This is a genomic window from Stackebrandtia sp. (assembly GCF_035643755.1).
Taxonomy (GTDB): Bacteria; Actinomycetota; Actinomycetes; order Mycobacteriales; family Micromonosporaceae; genus Stackebrandtia.
The window spans coordinates 25,961-41,842 of the sequence record NZ_DASQPW010000283.1; the positions used below are offsets into that span (position 1 = coordinate 25,961).

17 protein-coding genes and 2 pseudogenes are annotated in these 15,882 nt (G+C 67.9%); 10 read left to right on the plus strand and 9 right to left on the minus strand.

What is annotated here, in order from left to right; all coding sequences use genetic code 11:
- Nucleotide 1: 1 nt before the first annotated feature.
- From VE172_RS22045 to VE172_RS25775, 4 genes are read right to left on the minus strand one after another with little or no spacing between them, the layout of a single operon-like run.
- Nucleotides 2-325 (minus strand): carboxymuconolactone decarboxylase family protein, encoded by a 324-nt coding sequence (locus VE172_RS22045; protein ID WP_324804158.1) that lies wholly within the window; start codon nucleotides 323-325, stop codon nucleotides 2-4.
- Complete coding sequence (locus VE172_RS22050; RefSeq protein WP_324804159.1) at nucleotides 322-807, minus strand: SRPBCC family protein; 486 nt, start codon at nucleotides 805-807, stop codon at nucleotides 322-324. The genes VE172_RS22045 and VE172_RS22050 overlap by 4 nt, the downstream gene beginning before the upstream one ends.
- Nucleotides 804-1,127, minus strand: a complete 324-nt coding sequence (locus VE172_RS22055) for an ArsR/SmtB family transcription factor (protein ID WP_324804160.1) — start codon at nucleotides 1,125-1,127, stop codon at nucleotides 804-806. Before VE172_RS22055 ends, VE172_RS22050 begins: the two co-directional genes overlap by 4 nt.
- Nucleotides 1,128-1,138: 11 nt before the next feature.
- On the minus strand, nucleotides 1,139-1,924 hold the full coding sequence (locus VE172_RS25775) for a CRISPR-associated endonuclease Cas1 (RefSeq protein WP_414715140.1): 786 nt from the start codon (nucleotides 1,922-1,924) through the stop codon (nucleotides 1,139-1,141).
- Between the two features lie 12 nt (nucleotides 1,925-1,936).
- Here VE172_RS25775 and VE172_RS25575 point away from each other — a divergent pair.
- Both VE172_RS25575 and VE172_RS25580 read left to right on the plus strand, forming a co-directional pair.
- Nucleotides 1,937-2,443 (plus strand): annotated as a pseudogene (locus VE172_RS25575) (GNAT family N-acetyltransferase); the annotation flags it as partial.
- The gene (locus tag VE172_RS25580; protein ID WP_349258496.1) at nucleotides 2,432-3,037 is read left to right on the plus strand and encodes a sugar O-acetyltransferase; all 606 of its coding nucleotides are present in this window, start codon (nucleotides 2,432-2,434) and stop codon (nucleotides 3,035-3,037) included. The pseudogene VE172_RS25575 and the gene VE172_RS25580, both read left to right, overlap by 12 nt.
- Here the strand turns inward: VE172_RS25580 and thpR are convergent.
- The gene (thpR, locus tag VE172_RS22065; RefSeq protein ID WP_324804162.1) at nucleotides 3,034-3,579 is read right to left on the minus strand and encodes an RNA 2',3'-cyclic phosphodiesterase; all 546 of its coding nucleotides are present in this window, start codon (nucleotides 3,577-3,579) and stop codon (nucleotides 3,034-3,036) included. The two genes, VE172_RS25580 and thpR, sit on opposite strands and share 4 nt — an antisense overlap.
- A gap of 108 nt (nucleotides 3,580-3,687) precedes the next feature.
- Nucleotides 3,688-4,224 (minus strand): hypothetical protein, encoded by a 537-nt coding sequence (locus VE172_RS22070; RefSeq protein WP_324804163.1) that lies wholly within the window; start codon nucleotides 4,222-4,224, stop codon nucleotides 3,688-3,690.
- 415 nt (nucleotides 4,225-4,639) lie between these two features.
- On the opposite strand from VE172_RS22070, the gene VE172_RS22075 reads away from it, so the two are divergent.
- Both VE172_RS22075 and VE172_RS22080 read left to right on the plus strand, forming a co-directional pair.
- Nucleotides 4,640-5,407: a glycoside hydrolase family 16 protein gene (locus tag VE172_RS22075; RefSeq protein ID WP_324804164.1), complete on the plus strand. Its 768-nt coding sequence runs from the start codon at nucleotides 4,640-4,642 to the stop codon at nucleotides 5,405-5,407.
- Between the two features lie 74 nt (nucleotides 5,408-5,481).
- Nucleotides 5,482-5,826 (plus strand): hypothetical protein, encoded by a 345-nt coding sequence (locus VE172_RS22080; protein WP_324804165.1) that lies wholly within the window; start codon nucleotides 5,482-5,484, stop codon nucleotides 5,824-5,826.
- Between the two features lie 56 nt (nucleotides 5,827-5,882).
- Here the strand turns inward: VE172_RS22080 and VE172_RS22085 are convergent.
- Nucleotides 5,883-7,652, minus strand: a pseudogene (locus VE172_RS22085) (glycosyl hydrolase family 28-related protein); the annotation flags it as partial.
- A 114-nt stretch (nucleotides 7,653-7,766) separates the two neighbouring features.
- On the opposite strand from VE172_RS22085, the gene VE172_RS22090 reads away from it, so the two are divergent.
- From VE172_RS22090 to VE172_RS22115, 6 genes are all read left to right on the plus strand, one after another.
- The gene (locus VE172_RS22090; RefSeq protein ID WP_324804167.1) at nucleotides 7,767-8,777 is read left to right on the plus strand and encodes a LacI family DNA-binding transcriptional regulator; all 1,011 of its coding nucleotides are present in this window, start codon (nucleotides 7,767-7,769) and stop codon (nucleotides 8,775-8,777) included.
- Nucleotides 8,778-8,892: 115 nt separating this feature from the next.
- Nucleotides 8,893-10,236 (plus strand): ABC transporter substrate-binding protein, encoded by a 1,344-nt coding sequence (locus tag VE172_RS22095; RefSeq protein WP_324804168.1) that lies wholly within the window; start codon nucleotides 8,893-8,895, stop codon nucleotides 10,234-10,236.
- A gap of 7 nt (nucleotides 10,237-10,243) precedes the next feature.
- Nucleotides 10,244-11,143: a carbohydrate ABC transporter permease gene (locus VE172_RS22100; RefSeq protein WP_324804170.1), complete on the plus strand. Its 900-nt coding sequence runs from the start codon at nucleotides 10,244-10,246 to the stop codon at nucleotides 11,141-11,143.
- Nucleotides 11,144-11,153: 10 nt separating this feature from the next.
- On the plus strand, nucleotides 11,154-12,044 hold the full coding sequence (locus tag VE172_RS22105; protein ID WP_324804171.1) for a carbohydrate ABC transporter permease: 891 nt from the start codon (nucleotides 11,154-11,156) through the stop codon (nucleotides 12,042-12,044).
- A gap of 22 nt (nucleotides 12,045-12,066) precedes the next feature.
- Nucleotides 12,067-13,683, plus strand: a complete 1,617-nt coding sequence (locus tag VE172_RS22110) for a glycoside hydrolase family 13 protein (protein WP_324804172.1) — start codon at nucleotides 12,067-12,069, stop codon at nucleotides 13,681-13,683.
- A gap of 268 nt (nucleotides 13,684-13,951) precedes the next feature.
- Nucleotides 13,952-14,287, plus strand: coding sequence for a plasmid stabilization protein (locus VE172_RS22115; RefSeq protein WP_324804173.1), 336 nt, complete (start codon nucleotides 13,952-13,954; stop codon nucleotides 14,285-14,287).
- An 82-nt stretch (nucleotides 14,288-14,369) separates the two neighbouring features.
- Here the strand turns inward: VE172_RS22115 and VE172_RS22120 are convergent, their stop codons facing one another.
- Both VE172_RS22120 and VE172_RS22125 read right to left on the minus strand, forming a co-directional pair.
- Nucleotides 14,370-14,792 (minus strand): CBS domain-containing protein, encoded by a 423-nt coding sequence (locus VE172_RS22120; protein WP_324804174.1) that lies wholly within the window; start codon nucleotides 14,790-14,792, stop codon nucleotides 14,370-14,372.
- A gap of 58 nt (nucleotides 14,793-14,850) precedes the next feature.
- Nucleotides 14,851-15,642, minus strand: coding sequence for a SigB/SigF/SigG family RNA polymerase sigma factor (locus tag VE172_RS22125; RefSeq protein WP_324804175.1), 792 nt, complete (start codon nucleotides 15,640-15,642; stop codon nucleotides 14,851-14,853).
- Between the last annotated feature and the right edge of the window lie 240 nt (nucleotides 15,643-15,882).

Sequence of the window (15,882 nt, forward strand, 5' to 3'; positions counted from 1 at the left end):
CTCACCCCTCGTCGTCGGTCGCGGACAGAGCCGACAGCGCCGCCTGGTATTGCCGGGCGGACTGGCCGACCGCCGCGCACACCACGAGTTCGAAGATCTGGTCCTCGCTGAGGCCCGCGTCGCGGGCGGCGGTGATGTCATGGTCGGCGACGGTGGTCGGGTGGCGAGCGACCTTGCCGATCAGGGTGCGGGACGGCTCGGTGGTCTCGGTGTTGTCGAAGGCCGCGCGCCGCGCGGTGCGTGACGCGCGACCTTCGCCGTCCACGACTCGAGCGGTGAGGGCTTCGAGCATGCCGTGCTTGTCGGGGGCGGGTGTCGATGTCATTGATCGTCCTTGGTGATCAACGCGGCGAAGCGGGACAGGTACAGCGGCCAGCCGTTGGAGCCGTCGACGCCGTCGACGACGCTCTGCCAGCCGGGGCCGTGCCGGTCGATGTCGCGGTGCTCCAGCTCGACGCGGGTGCGGTCCGGGGACTCGGCGATGAAGCGGACCTCCACACGGCTGGTGTTGTCCGGGTCGGTCTCGATCGTCCACTGCGGGCCGATGTCCCAGCTGAAGATCACGCGGTCGGGCGGGTCGTAGGCCAGGATCCGGGCCCAGCGGCATTCGGCACCGTCGACGCCGCGGTCGTAGATGTGGCCGCCGACCTTTGGCTCGAAAACGGTCTCGGCGATCGGCGCGCCGAGCAGGTTGTGTTCCGGCGGTTTGAAATCGCCGAAGCGCTCGGTGAACACGGTGAACGCGCGCTCGATTCCGGCGGCGACGACGACCTGCTTGCGGACCATCGCGGTGGCTTCGGGGGTCATGGGTTCTCCTCGTTCGGTTGTTCGGCGACGTCGTGAAAGCCGTCAAGGGCCCGATTCCAGAAGGTGTCGAGCTGATCGCGCAGCGCTGCCACCCCCGCGGGATTGAGCCGGTAGATCCGGCGGGTTCCGGCCGCGCGTTCGACGACCAGCCCCGCGTCTTTCAGCACTTTAAGGTGCTGGGACACCGCCGGTCTGCTGATCGGCAGTTCGTCGGCGAGCTCGCCGACCGCGCGGGGTTTGTCGGCAAGGCGCTCGACGATCGCACGTCGGGAAGGGTCGCCCAGCGCGTCAAGGGCGCCGCCCGATTGGTAAGTGGACACGAACGGTAAGCCTAGACGAACGGATGCGGGATGGCAACCCGTCGGCTCCTGGACTGTCGCGGCGGCGGGCTGGATTCCCTGATTGGACTCCTGGGACTTCTTAAGACACCGCTCATTCCGAGTTCCGGAATCCGCTGAGCGCCGTCGTTCCCGATTTCGGCCACGCACCGTCCGCCCGAGCCGCAATCGGAGTGATGGCCGGGTCCCGGCCCGTGCCCTTGTTGCCTCTTGTCGCTCAACCCAGACCCTTCGTCCACTCGCGACACCCCGCCGTCAGTGGGGTTGCGGCCCAGCCGACCCCGACGGTGATCCACGGTCCGACGACGCCCAGCGGTTGGCCCGAAAGGACTGGCGCCGCCGAGGAGATGTGCGGCCAGGAGATCTTTGACCAGCAGGGCGAACGTAAAGGACAGTGCACCGTTGGCACGGCGGTTGCGCCCGTCGAACGTAAATGCTTCGCCGGGCAGGGTGTGACGTCCTCGAAGCATTGAGGAGAAAGCGGAGAAATACAGACGAGCAGCGGTGCCTTCGATACCTGGCAGGCGGGGAAGGTTGTCGGTTTGTGCCGCTTGAGCGGCGAGGTCGTGGAGGTCTTCGAGCCGTGGGTTGGCGTTTCGGCGCAGCAGGGTGCGGCAGTCGCGGATCTGCCCGGGGCACGGGCATGCGTGCGCTGAGAACCAGGGGTAACCTGGGTTCCCACGCTGGTGGCTCCAGGCCAGGAGCACCACCAGGAATGCCGTGAAGCCCGTAGGTTCGCCTGCGGGCTTTTTGCTGCGGCCGCGTAGCCCCGCGAACATTCAGGAGGACCCGTGCGTGATCACGACAGCACCCCGTCGCCGACGTCGAGGCTCACGTTTCGACAGATGACCGAGGACGACCTCGACAACATGGCCGCGCTGCTCGGCGACCCGGAGGTGATGCGTCACTACCCGGCGCCGAAGACCCGGGACGAGGCCCGGGCGTGGATCGAGTGGAACCAGCGCCTCTACCGGGACGAGGGGTTCGGGTTGTGGGTGGTGAGCCTGCGGGACACCGGCGAGTTCGTGGGCGACTGTGGCCTGACCGTCCAGGAGGTCGACGGGGTCAGGGAGCTGGAGGTCGGTTACCACGTGCGGACGCGGATGCAGGGAAGCGGCCTGGCCACCGAGGCCGCCGGGGCCTGTCGGGATTTCGCCCGCGATGTTGTGGGCGCCAAGCGTCTCATCGCGATCATCCGGCCCGACAACGCGGCGTCGCAGCGCGTCGCCGAGAAGATCGGCCTGCCGTTCGAGCGGGAGGCGACCCTCAATGGCCTGCCCGTGCGCATCCACGCGGGCCGCGACAGGCATGAGGTCCTGGAGCGGATTCGGCGCGGGCTCATCTACACCGAGTCCGAGGCGGCCTTTCTGGGCGCGCGGCGGCGGGCAGACCTGGTGTTCGAGTACAATCGCACGCCGCCAAGCGATCTCGACGCGCGCAGGTCGCTGCTGGAGACGATCTTCGCGTCGGTGGGCGAGCGGGCGATCGTCGTCGCGCCGTTTCATGCCGCGTACGGCAGCAACGTCCACATCGGGGACGACTTCTTCGGCAACACCAATCTCACGTTCGTCGACGACGTGGACATCCGCATCGGCCACGGCGTGATGATCGCGCCGAGCGTGACGCTGACGACGACGGGGCACCCGGTGCATCCCGCGCGGCGGGTGGACTTCGCGCGGTTTTCGGAGCCGATCGTGATCGAGGACAAGGTGTGGATCGGGAGCAATGCCGTGGTGCTGCCCGGGGTGCGGATCGGGTACGGGTCGGTGATCGGTGCGGGAAGCGTTGTCAGCAAGGACATTCCGCCGATGGTGGTCGCGGTGGGTGCGCCGTGTCGGCCCGTGCGGGCGATCACGGACGAGGACCTGGCGACTCGCGGGGCGGCCGGTTAGGGCGCCAGCGGGAAGCCGGCCGCGGTCTTGTAGGTGACCGGTGGGCCGGGTTGGGTTTGGTAGAGCCGAATCGCGGCGACCGTCCACGGGGGTCCGTGGAGTGTGGACAGGGCGTCGGCGGAGTCGGCGAGCGAGGCGGCCGGGGCTCCGTGCGGCGCGCGGCCGACGGTCAGGTGGGGCAGGAAGGGGCGCGGGTCGAAGGGGACGCGGTGGCGCGTCAGGCAGTCGCGGAGGCGGGCGACGAGGTCGCGCAGCGCCGCGAGATCTCCGTCCACATCGGTGCACAGGACGGGGGAGCGGCGCCCGAGGATCTGGGCGCCCGACAGTCGCAGCGGGAACGGGGCGATGCCGCGCGCGGCATCGGTGGCGGCGTCGGCGATGTCGGGCAGGCGGCGGTCGGCGACCTCGCCGAGGAAGGCGAGAGTGAGGTGCCAGTTGTCCGGTGCGGTGCGCTGGAAGCCCGTGTCCCCCAGGCGATCGATGGCGGCGGCGAGGTGGGCCACCGCCGGGGCGCCGGGGCTGAGCCCGATGAACAGCCTCACGGTCGTGCCCCGGTGTGCGCCATGGGTGGCAGCGTATCGGGGCGGCGGGGAACGAAACCGCCGACCAGCGCCTCCAGTGAGCGCTGGTCGGCGGCCCGGTAACTGTTTCTACTGGCTGGCTTCGGCGAGCAGGTCGCGGGCCTTTTGTTCGTTCTGGTCATAGCGTTCGGGGTAGGCGGAGCGCTGGACGCTTTGGGCCAGCTCGCCGGCGGTGTACCCGGGGTTGTTCTGGTCGTTGGGGATCGCCTGGTCCAGGAAGGCGTTGGTGGCGTGGTTGACGTCCAGGCACAGGTCGGCGGGGTCACACCAGCCCTGGCTGGGACGCTGCTGGAAGACGCCGAGGGAGTCGGAGTCGCCGCAGTTCAGGTTGTTCATGTGGGACTCGACCCAGCCCGCCTCGAAGGCGGCCAGCATGACCTTGTCGGTGACCTGGCGCTGCGTGGCGATGTCGTAGATCTGGTTGGTGACGTTGAGGTCGCGGTCCGGGGGGACGTCGCACTTGGGGTCGAGCAGTTCCGCGTTGGCCTTGTCGCTGTTGATGTCGTTGTCCTGGGCCAGGGCGGGGGAGACGCTGAGCCCGATGGCGACGGCGGCCGCCGACGTGATGGTGGCGGCGATGATAAGGCGACGCTTACGTTTGGGCATGGACATGTGTGATTGCCTCCGGGGTGGTGGAATGCCGGATAACGCGGCTGTTGTGAAGGGGTCAATCGATTGCCTTATCCGCAAGTTATCAGTTTTTTATCCCGAAGTGAATACCCAGAATTCGATTCATCGCATCGAGTGCCTCACGCCGCGTTGTCGCGCCAAATGTCCTGGTAGATGTGGTGTCTGTGGTCCGGGCCCGCTATTTTTGTCCCTTTTTAAATGGCGTCTCGGTCCGAGATTAATGGTCCTCTTGTGGGTATTAAGGAAAGGAGCTCGTTTCGATATTTCGGGGCGCCTCGACGATTTAAGGAGAAATTTCGATAGTTATATGATTTCGAACATGCCAACACCCTGAAGCTTTCGCCGGGCGGTCTGGGATGCTTGTGCCCCAAAGAAAGAGAGGCATGTTTCGATGCGCAAGTTGTGGGTGCTGGTCGCGGCGGGTGCGGTGGGAACCGTTGTCGCCCTAAGCGTTCCGTCGGCATTCGCCGAGGACTACGCGTTCGCCGACGAGTTCGCCGGTACCGCCGGTACCGCGCCCGACAGTACCAAGTGGACCCAGGAGACCGGGTGTGAGTGGGGCAGCGGCAAGGAACAGCAGTGCTACACCGACGGCGGACACAACGCCGAGCTGGACGGCAACGGCCACCTCCTGATCAACGCCCGGGCCGAGAAGTACAACGGAAACGACTTCACCTCGGCGCGGCTGCGCGCCAAGACCATGACCGGCGCGGGAACCGTGGAGGTGCGCGCCAAGTTCTCCGGTTACCAGGCCGGGGCGTGGCCCGCGATCTGGACCACCGACGAGAAGACCTGGCCGGTCAACGGCGAGATCGATCTGATGGAGATCGGCCTCAACAAGACCTGGAAACCCAAATACCACACGCATTACGGAACGCGCGGCGACGTGCAGTCCAAGGGCGGGATCTACGCCGACGACCCGGACGACGCCGGGTGGACCGGGTGGCACACCTACAAGGCCGTGTACACCAACGGCGACAACGGTTCCGTGAAGTTCTACATCGACGATGTCTTCGTCGCCGAGGAGCCATATCAGGTGCCGGACGACGCGGGCGCCCAGGTGATCCTCAACATCGCGGTCGGTTCGGCGGCCGGGACGCCGGATCCGAAGCTCGACAACACGATGACCGTCGATTACGTGCACGTGACGCAGCGCTGAGCACCGGCGGTGATATCGACGGATATCACCGCCTCTGACCTGGTCACGGTGAGTTCTGCCGTTACAGTGTCGAGATGGGTCACTGGCATTACGCGCAGATCGAGATCGAGCCGTCCGAGGCTCTGCTGCGCTCCACGATCTCGGGTCCGGTGGACTCTCATGCCGCCGCGCACCAGGGAATCCAGGACCTGCTGGACCGGCTGGTGTCGCGCTCCGACGAGCTGCACCAGGCCGCCGCGATCTGGAAGCGCGGGGCCCGGGACGACACCGTGATCTGGCGGCGCTTCGTGTGGACCCTGTTCGAGTGCGACGACTGCCGCCCCAGCGCGCAGTACGTCCTGGACCAGTGGGCCCGGGTATTGAAGCGCAGCAAGGGACTCAAGCTGAACGTGGAGCCGCTGCCGCCCGAGTGGCCGTGACGCCACGGTGGACGGCGCCCGCGCGGGCACCGTCCACCGTGAACCGTCTACTTGGTGGGTTGGGGCCAGGAATCGCAGTCGTCCCAGACGGTGTCCCAACCGGAGTTGCCGGAACCCGCGTCGACGGTGAACTGGCCGCTGCCGCTCGGGTAGGGGCAGTTGTAGATCCCCGCGGAACCGACATCGCTGGCGGTGACGTTGCTGAGCGTCGCCGCGCCCTTGGTTTCGGCTTGCACCACAACGGTTCCGGCCCCGTTGATCGTCGCGCCGTCGACGGTGGGCCTGGAGATCTCGTAGCCGTTGCCGCCGCCGGAGACGAACTCGAACACGCTGTAGGGGCTGTCGGTCGCGGTGGTGTTGGTGATCGTGACCGTGGCGTCGGTGATGGACGAATCGTAGGAGTCGACGCGCAGCGCGCCCATCGGGTGATTCCAGTTCGGATTCATCGCCCCGGTGCGCACCAGCGTGTTGTCCGAGACGGTGGTGGTGCCCGCCAGCGGATGGAACGGATCGGCGAACTTCTGGTTGGACACGGCGATGCCGCTGCCCAGGGCGTTGGTGTCGGCGACCAGGTTGCCCTCGACGGTGTTGTCGGTGCCGCCGTAGATGGCGATGCCGTTGGCCAGGTTCGGCTGCACCACCGTGTTGTCGACAAAGGAGTCACCGACGTCGGGGGAGTTCAGCGACCACATGGCCAGGCCGTCGTCGCCGGTGTTGCGGACGAAGTTGTCCGACACCACGGCGCCGGTGGCGGTGCCGTTGAGGTTGATGCCGTCGGCCGCCATGTCCAGGATCCGGTTGTGGTCGATGTGGAGGTTGGAGTTGGTGCCGGTGAGCCACAGCCCGACCTTCAGATGCTGCAACCACATGCCCGACACCACCGAGTCGGTGCCGAGGCTGCCGTTGACGAAGTTGTCCGGGTTGGAATCGACCCGCTCGGTGACCTCGCCGAACACCGCGAAGTCGCGCAGCTCGACCTTGCCGTTGGCCTGGCCCTGGTCGATGAACCGCGAGCTGTGGACGACCGAATACCAGTCGCCCGCGCCGCGAATCGTGACGCCCTCGACGGAGATCGCCCGGTTCAGGAGGAAGTCTCCGCCGGGTATCCAGACCTCGGCACCGGAGGACTTCGCCTGCTGGATCGCCTGGTCGAAGGCGTCGGTGGAGTCCTGTTGGCCGTTCGGGTCGGCGCCGGAGTCCACGACGGACACCGAGTCGGCGGGTCGGTCGGCGGCCGGGCCGACCTGTTCGAAGTCGGCCACGTCGATGGCGTACGGACCCGCGGAATCGCCGTCGTCGACCTGGAGGCGCACCGTGTCGCCGCTGGACAGGTCGCCGCCCAGCCGCATCCGGGAGTCGTCGAACAGGTGGTGGGTCTTGGATCCGGCGATCCACGGAGTGTCCATATAGCTGTATTTGGACGTCACGGCCAGCCGGCCGTCCAGCTTGGTGCCGTTGACGTACACCGACAGCGTGCCGGACTGGCCGTCGTGAAGGTTGTAGGCCACGTCGACGGCGTTGGCCGCCGCGGTCAGGGTGAACTCGACGTAGTCGCCGGAGCCGTCGAGTTCGACGGCGCGGCGGCCCGAGGCCTCGGAGGCCACGGTGCCCTGCGTGTAGTCGGGGCCGATGGCCGTGCCGTTGGTGGCGGCGTCCTCGGCCTCGTAGCTTGAGAAGGGGAGGTCGGCGCCCTTGCCGGCGTTTTTGGCGTGATGACCGGTCTCGGCGGACGCCGGGACCGCCGCGGCGAGCGAGGCGCCGAGGACGAGCGCGGCGGCGATCGCCAGTAGTCGGGAACGGGATCGGTGGGGTTGTCGGCCAAGCATGGGGGCTCCTTTCGCCTGGCATGTGACGGTTACCATACAGATTCTTACCAATTGATGCAAGACATAGACAAGACACAGAAATTTCTAGATTGACGATCCCCTTAGAATTGCCGCATGACGAAACGGATCAGCGAGGTGGCCAAGAAGGCCGGGGTCAGCGAGGCCACGGTCAGCCGGGTGCTCAACGGCAGGCAGGGCGTGTCGGAATCCACCCGCACCGGGGTGCTGACCGCGCTGGACGTGCTGGGCTACGAGCGGCCCACCAAGCTGCGCGGCGAGCGGGCCCGCCTGGTCGGGTTGGTGCTGCCGGAGCTGCAGAACCCGATCTTCCCGGCCTTCGCCGAGGTGGTGGCCGGGGCACTGGCCCAGCGCGGCTTCACCCCGGCCCTGTGTGCGCGCACCGTCGGCGGGGTATCGGAGGCCGACTACGTGGACATGCTGCTGGACCACCAGGTGTCCGGGGTGATCTTCGCCGGAGGGCTGTACGCGCAGGCCGCGGCCAAGCACGACCATTACGGACTGCTGGCGGAGCGGGGACTGCCGGTGGTTCTGGTGAACGCGGGCACCCCCGGGCTCGGCTTCCCGTACGTCGCCACCGACGACGCGGTCGGCGCCGAACAGGCCTTCGACCACCTCGTCTCGCTGGGGCACGAACGCGTCGGCCTGCTGTTGGGACCCGAGGACCACTACCCCTCGCGGCGCAAGTGGGACGGGCTGCGCGCGGCGCTGCGACGCAGCGGCGTCGACGCCGATCCGATGGTCGAGCGCTCGTGGTTCTCCATGGAGGGCGCCCGATCGGCGGCGGCCAAGCTGATCGGCGACGGCGTCACCGGCATCGTGTGCGCCAGCGACATTCAGGCGCTGGGCGCGATCCGGGCGGTGCGGCGCATGGGAGGGCGGGTGCCCGAGGACGTCTCGATCGTCGGCTACGACGACTCGGCGCTGATGACCTGCACCGACCCCCCGCTCACCACGATCCGCCAGCCCATCGAGTCCATGGGCCAGACCGCCGTGGACCTGCTGGTCGGCTCGATCGAGGGCGGGGACGCCGGTTCCGAGGAGCTGTTGTTCGAACCCGAGCTGGTCGTGCGGGGGTCCACGGGACGGCAAGCTTCTGCTGTCTAAAAGTTTCAATCTTTAGTTCAGATATTGCAAAGCTCCGTTTTCATCGGTAAGTTGTCCTTCACGAAACGCGGCATGGCGTGCGCCACAACCGCGAGTCTGGAAGGACACCCCCGAGATGTACCGAATCCCGCTTCGCCGCACGGTGTGCCTGGCGCTCACCTGCGGCCTCATCGCGACAAGCCTCGCCGCCTGCACCGGTGACTCTTCCAACGGCAAGATCGTCCTCACCGTCAACGGACTGCCCCCCAAGACGGAAAAGGCCAACCACAAGAAGTTCCTCGACGACGTCGCCGAGTTCGAAAAGCTCAATCCGGACATCGACATCCAGCCCCACGAGGGCAAGATGGACCCCAAGACCTTCACCTCGCGCCTGGCCGGGGGCCAACTCGAGGACGTCTTCTACGTCTACTTCACCGACCCCGCGAACCTGATCGCCAAACACCAGGCCGCCGACATCAGCGAATACGTCGACGACTTCGACTCGGTGAAGCTGATCCGCAAGGACCTGATGCGGATCTTCACCGGGCCGGGCGGCGCCGTCTACGGCCTGCCCGCCAAGAACTACTCGCTGGGCCTGTTGTACAACCGCGCGCTGTTCACCAAGGCGGGCCTCGATCCCGACCGCCCACCCACCACATGGGACGACGTCCGCTCCGCCGCCGCGAAGATCGCCAAGCTGGGCGGCAAGACCGCCGGCTACGGCGACTACTCCACCAACAACACCGGCGGCTGGCACTTCACCGCGGAGCTGTACTCCATGGGCGGCAAGATCGCCGTCAAGCACGGCAAGACCTACAAGGCCGCCTTCAACGATTCCCTGGGCCGCAAGGTCCTGCAAAACCTCTCCGACATGCGGTGGAAGGACCACAGCATGGGGGCCAGGCAGCAGCTCGACTACGACGACCTGCTGCGCATGATGGGTTCGGGCAAGCTCGGCATGTACGTCGCCACCGGCGACAACATCCCGATCATCGTGCAGCAGTACGACGGCCACTACAAGGACTACGGCCTCGGCCCGATCCCGGACGGCGCGGGCACCCTGGCCGGCGGCGAGGGGTACATGTTCAACCCCAAGGACACCCCCGACAAGATCCGCGCCGGACTGAAGTGGCTCACCTTCGCCTTCGACAACCCCGATCGCATCGACCACAACATCAAGTGGGAGTCCAAGGTGGGCAATCCCGTGGGGCTGCCGCAGCCGGCGATCTGGACCGGCGACGCCGACAAGTCCTGGTCGGCGGCGTTGAAGACGTACGCCAACGTCCCGCGCGGCAACTACAAGCCCTTCGTGGACGGCATGGCGCAGGTGCCGATCAGGGTGGAACCGCCCAAGGCGCAACAGGTGTACGCCGTGCTGGACGAGGCGATGAACTCCGTCCTGACCGACGAACACGCCGACATCGGCAAGCTCCTCGACACCGCCGAAGCCGACGTCAACACGATCCTCGCCGAGGCGTAGCCCCACCATGGCCCCCGCCACCGCCCGCGGCCTCAGCAGGCGCCGCCGCGTCCTCGGCGACAACCTGAACGCCTACGGTTTCCTGCTGGCCGGGATCGTCTGCTTCGCGCTGTTCTCCTGGTATCCGTTGATCCGCGGCATCGTGCTGAGCTTCCAGCAGGTCAACTTCGTCACCGCCCCGGACTGGGTGGGCGGCGACAACTTCGCCCACCTGTTCTCCGACCCTCTGTTTTGGACGGCGTGGCGCAATACCCTGGAGTTCACCGCGATCGCCCTCGTGCTGGGGTACGCGGTGCCGTTCGCGGTGGCCGTGGTGCTCAACGAACTGCGCCACCTCAAGGGGCTGCTGCGCCTGGCGGTGTACCTGCCGGTCATGCTGCCGCCGATCGTGGTGGTGCTGCTGTGGCAGTACTTCTACGACCCCGACAGCGGCCTGTTCAACGCGGTGCTGTCGTCCGTGGGCCTTCCCACGTCACAGTGGACCCAGTCGTCGTCCACCGCCATGGTGTCGCTGGTGCTGGTGTCCACATGGGCCAACATGGGCTCGGCCACCATCATCTACCTGGCGGCGCTGGGCGGCATACCCGGCGAACTGTACGAGGCCGCCGAACTGGACGGCGCGAGCCTGTGGCAGCGGCTGCGCCACGTCACGATCCCGCAGCTGCGTTTCGTGTTGCTGGTCATGCTGCTGCTACAGGTGATCGCCACCAGCCAGGTGTTCATCGAGCCCTACCAGCTCACCGGGGCCTCCAATCCGGACACCATCACGATCATGGTGCTGATCTACCGCTACGCCTTCACCGTCAACAACGACTTCGGCCTGGCGGCGGCCGCCAGCGTCGTGCTGTTCGTGGTGCTGGGCGCGTTCTCGGCGCTGTACCTGCGCATCACACGGGAACGGACCTGAGGGAGCCATGATGCCCACAACGGACAATCGAACCCTGATCTCGCCGTCGGCGCTGCGGCGGCCGGCCGGGCGCGCGACGTACCTCGTCGTCACCATCGCGACCGCGCTGGTCTTCGCCGCGGCGTTCGTGTTCCCGCTGTACTGGATGGTCACCGGCGCCCTGAAGTCGTCCCACGAGCTCGCCCAGCCGACACCCAGCCTGGTGCCGCACGGCCTGCACCCCGACAGCTTCACCAACGCCTGGGACACGCTCCAGATCGGACACTACTTTCTCAACACCGTGGGATACGCGGCGGGCGGATGGCTCGTGCAACTCGTCGTCGACGTGTGCGCCGCCTACGCGCTGTCCCGGCTGCGCCCCTGGGGCGGCAGGGCCATCCTCGGCATGATGCTGGCCGGGCTGATGCTGCCCCCGGTCGCGCTGCTGGTTCCCGCCTACCTCACCGTCTCCGACGTCCCGCTGCTCGGCCTCAACCTGCTGAACACGCCGTGGGCGCTGTGGCTTCCGGCCGCCGCCAACGCCTTCAACATCTACGTACTCAAACGCTTCTTCGACCAACTCCCACAGGAACTGTTGGACGCCGCCGACATCGACGGCGCCGGACGGCTGCGGATCCTGTGGAGCATCGTGCTTCCGCTGTCGCGGCCGGTGCTGGCGGTGGTGTCGATCTTCGCGGTCATCGGCATGTGGAAGGACTTCCTGTGGCCGCTGATCGTGCTGCCCGACCCCGATTCCCAGACCCTCAGCGTCGCGCTGTCGCACCTCGCCGGCACCGGCTACGTCCCCGCCAACACCATGATGGCGGGCCTCGTCATCACCAGCGTGCCGATGCTCGTGGTGTACCTGGCGTTGCAGCGGCACATCCTCAGCGGACTGTCCATTGGCGCCATCAAGGGCTGATCGCCCGGAAAGCAGGTCAACCATGTCCGGCAACGACTCTCGTGACTGGTGGCGCGACGCGGTCATCTACCAGATCTACCCGCGCAGCTTCGCCGACGCCGGCGGTGACGGTGTCGGCGACATCGCCGGCGTCCGGCGGCGGCTGCCGCACCTGACCGAGCTCGGGGTCGACGCGATCTGGCTGAGCCCCTGGTACGCCTCGCCCATGGCCGACGCCGGGTACGACGTCGCCGACTACCGCGCCATCGCGCCCCACTTCGGCGACCTCGCCGACGCGGAGGGGCTCATCGCCGACGCCCACCGCGCGGGCCTGCGCCTCATCGTGGACATCGTCCCCAACCACGCCTCCCGCGAGCACGCGTGGTTCCGCGCCGCTTTGGCCGAGGGACCGAGGAGCCCACTGCGGCAACGGTTCTGGTTCCGCCCCGGCCGGGGGGACGACGGGGGCGAACCACCCAACGACTGGCGGTCCATCTTCGGCGGACCCGCCTGGAGCCGGACCAAGAACCCCGACGGCACCCCCGGCGAGTGGTACCTGCACCTGTTCGCCCCCGAGCAACCCGACTTCAACTGGAACCACCCGGCGGTGCGCGAGGAGTTCGACGCGGTGCTGCGCTTCTGGTTCGACCGCGGCGCCGACGGCATCCGGATCGACTCGGCGGCGCTGCTGGTCAAGCACCCCGACCTGCCGGATTCCGCCGCCCCCGAGCCGCTGTACACCGACCGCGACGAGGTGCACGACGTCTACCGCCGGTGGCGCGCCATCGCCGACGGCTACGACCCGGCCCGCGTCCTGATCGGCGAGGTGTGGCTGCCCGACAGCCGACGCTTCGCCCGCTACCTGCGCCCCGACGAGCTGCACACCGCGTTCAACTTCGACTTCCTCTGCTGCCCCTGGGACGCGGCGAGGCTGCGCGAGGTCATCGACGCCACACTGGACGCCCACGCCCCGGTCGGCGCCACCCCCACCTGGGTACTGTCCAATCACGACGTCACGCGGCACGTCACGCGCTACGGACGCGCCGACACGTCCTTCTCCTTCGCCGACCGCCGCGAAGGCGTCCCCACCGACCGGGAACTCGGCACCCGCCGCGCCCGCGCCGCGATCCTGCTGGCCCTGGCCCTGCCCGGATCGGCCTATGTGTACCAGGGCGAGGAGCTCGGGTTGTGGGAGGTGGAGGACATTCCCGCATCGCTGCGCGACGACCCGATGTGGCACCGCTCCGGCCACACCGACCCCGGGCGCGACGGCTGCCGCGTCCCGTTGCCGTGGAACGGGACCGCCCCGCCCTTCGGCTTCGGCCCGAGCGGCAGCGTCCCGTGGCTGCCCCAACCCGACGCCTGGCGCGCCCACACCGCCGAGACCGAACGCCGCCAACCCGGCTCGATGCTGCGGCTGTACCAGGCGGCGCTGGCGACGCGACGCGACACCTGGGCCCGCGCCGACACCGCGCCGGCCTGGCGCCCGTCCCCGCCCGGCGTCCTGAGCTTCTCCCGTAAACCCGGCCTGACCTGCCTGGCGAACCTGTCGCGCGACCCGATCCCCCTGCCGCCGCGCCAACGCATCCTGTTGGCCAGCACCGACCCGGTCGGCGACCTCCTTCCCGCCGACGCCACCGTCTGGCTGAAGGCGGACTAGCGGGCGCCGCCACGCGGGCGACCGTGTTTGAACGCCCGCGCCAACGGGTAGCCATCGGCAACGACAGGGCCAGGGAACGCGTCGACCGAAAGGCAGGGGACCATGGCTCACACAGTCGCCGATCCCGCCCGCGGCCAGCTTCGAACAGGTGAAATCGATGACGGCGGCCCTCATCAAGGGTGATGAGAACGCCTGGGACGTGTTGAAGGAAGGCGTGCTCACCAAGATGCGAGAAATGGTGCCGAACCACCGCGAATAGGAGGCGCACATGCCAACTCGACACTGGAGCGACAAACGCGAACGGCAGTACAAGAAGATCAAGGACAGCCAGCGCCAGCGCGGCGCCGGCCAGGACCGCGCCGAGGAGATCGCCGCCCGCACGGTCAACAAGGAACGGGCGCGCACCGGGGAGGCCCGCTCCGGCAGCCGTCTGTCCAAGGAGGACATGTCGCCGGGGCGTCGCGGCGGTCAGCGGTCGGGCGGGCGCGTCGGCCCGCAGGGCCGCACCCGCGACCAGCTGTATCAGGAGGCGCGCCGCAGGAACATCAAGGGCCGGTCGAAGATGAACAAGGACGAACTGGCCAGGGCCGTGGGCCGCTCCTGACACCGCGCGAACGACAACCTCCCGCCTCGAGATCTCGAGGCGGGAGGTTGCGTGAGGGTGGGAACCTCGTGAACCGCGGCCCTCAGGGCGAGGGCGCCGCGGAGCTGATGTCCGCCAGCGCGGACGCGGGATCCATGTATTCGGCCAGGTCGCCCAGCGACACGATTCCCACCGGCCTTCCGGTGGAGTCGCACACCGGCAACCGCCGGATGCCCTCCTCGCGCATCTGGCGCACGGCGTCGGCGGTGGAGGACTCTTCGCCCAGACAGGTCGCGGCGGGCGTCGTCAGGTTTCCCACCGGCGTGTCCACCGGGTTGATCCCCTCGGCGAGGCCCCTGGTCACGAGGTCCCGGTCGGTGGCGATTCCCGTGACGTGCCCGTCGTTGGTGACGACCACCGCCCCGATGTCGTTGTCGCGCATGATCGAGGCGGTCGCCGACACCGACAGGCCCGGGTCGACGCAGATCGGATCGCGGGTCATGATGCCGGAAATGTTCGCGATCATGGTGGTCCTTCCTCTTCGTCGTGGTGTCTGTATCGGGGGGTACCCGCTGTGGCGTTTTTCATGCGTCCAGACCGGCGCGCAGCCGCGTCAGGATCTGCCGCAGCAGGCGCGAGACGTGCATCTGGGACAGGCCGACGCGCTGCGCGATCTCGGTCTGCCGCAGGTCGTCGACGAATCGCAGCACCAGGATGCGGCGTTCGCGCTCGGGCAGTTCCTCGATGAGGGGACGCAGTAGCATCCTGGCCTCGGCCGAGGCCATCGCCGGGTCGTCGTCGCCCAGCGCCTCGGCCAGCTGTGTCGACGAGTCCTGGTGCGCCGGTATCTGCAGCGAGGTCGCCTCGTAGGCGTTGACGCAGTCGATGCCGGCCCGGACCTGTTCGACCGGAAGCCCCAGGTACGCGGCGTGTTCCTCCACGGTGGGGGTTCTTCCCAGGCGCTGCGGCAGGTGCCAGCACGACTCGTTGAAGGCCAGACGGGTCTCCTGGAGCCGGCGCGGGACCCGGACCATCCAGCCCTTGTCCCGGAAGTAGCGCTTGATCTCGCCGAGAATGCTGGGGACGGCGAAACGCGTGAACCCCGCTCCGCGGCCGGTCTTGAAGTTGTCCACCGCGTTGATGAGGCCCAGGCGCGCCACCTGGGTGAGGTCCTCCAGCGGTTCGCCGCGGTGCTCGAAGCGCCGCGCCAGGCGGTCGGCCAGCGGCATGGCGCTTTCCACGACGGAATTGCGCAGACGTCGGCGGTGGGGATCCCGGCGGGGAAGCTCGACGAGCTCCTCCAGGACGGGGACGACCTCGCGGTCGATGGCCTCTCCCCGGGAAGGGGTGGTGGTGGACGGGTGCGATGCGGTCATGGTTGTTGATGACATGGTCACCACTTCCAACGAACGACGCGTGACCCCGCGCCAGGCGCGGTCACCGTCAGGAGTTTCGCTTCGGTGCCCGTGGTTTGACCACCTTCAGCGCGACATGCGCGTCGCGAAGACGATCCCGGCGCCGCGGGGCCGTGTCTTGACCCGCCACTGCGGCGAAACCGGTCGTGATCTTTCACCGTACAACGGCGGCGCCGCGGGCTGGACAAGAGGCGGCATGTC

Coding starts and splice junctions, on each gene's coding strand:
- VE172_RS22115 (WP_324804173.1), top strand. CDS start 13,952: ATGCCAACTCGACACTGGAGCGACAAACGCGAACGGCAGTACAAGAAG.
- VE172_RS22100 (WP_324804170.1), top strand. CDS start 10,244: ATGGCCCCCGCCACCGCCCGCGGCCTCAGCAGGCGCCGCCGCGTCCTC.
- VE172_RS22075 (WP_324804164.1), top strand. CDS start 4,640: ATGCGCAAGTTGTGGGTGCTGGTCGCGGCGGGTGCGGTGGGAACCGTT.
- VE172_RS22125 (WP_324804175.1), bottom strand. CDS start 15,642: ATGACCGCATCGCACCCGTCCACCACCACCCCTTCCCGGGGAGAGGCC.
- VE172_RS22095 (WP_324804168.1), top strand. CDS start 8,893: ATGTACCGAATCCCGCTTCGCCGCACGGTGTGCCTGGCGCTCACCTGC.
- VE172_RS25775 (WP_414715140.1), bottom strand. CDS start 1,924: ATGTTCGCGGGGCTACGCGGCCGCAGCAAAAAGCCCGCAGGCGAACCT.
- VE172_RS22090 (WP_324804167.1), top strand. CDS start 7,767: ATGACGAAACGGATCAGCGAGGTGGCCAAGAAGGCCGGGGTCAGCGAG.
- VE172_RS22070 (WP_324804163.1), bottom strand. CDS start 4,224: ATGCCCAAACGTAAGCGTCGCCTTATCATCGCCGCCACCATCACGTCG.
- VE172_RS22105 (WP_324804171.1), top strand. CDS start 11,154: ATGCCCACAACGGACAATCGAACCCTGATCTCGCCGTCGGCGCTGCGG.
- VE172_RS22120 (WP_324804174.1), bottom strand. CDS start 14,792: ATGATCGCGAACATTTCCGGCATCATGACCCGCGATCCGATCTGCGTC.
- VE172_RS22045 (WP_324804158.1), bottom strand. CDS start 325: ATGACATCGACACCCGCCCCCGACAAGCACGGCATGCTCGAAGCCCTC.
- VE172_RS22050 (WP_324804159.1), bottom strand. CDS start 807: ATGACCCCCGAAGCCACCGCGATGGTCCGCAAGCAGGTCGTCGTCGCC.
- VE172_RS22110 (WP_324804172.1), top strand. CDS start 12,067: ATGTCCGGCAACGACTCTCGTGACTGGTGGCGCGACGCGGTCATCTAC.
- VE172_RS22080 (WP_324804165.1), top strand. CDS start 5,482: ATGGGTCACTGGCATTACGCGCAGATCGAGATCGAGCCGTCCGAGGCT.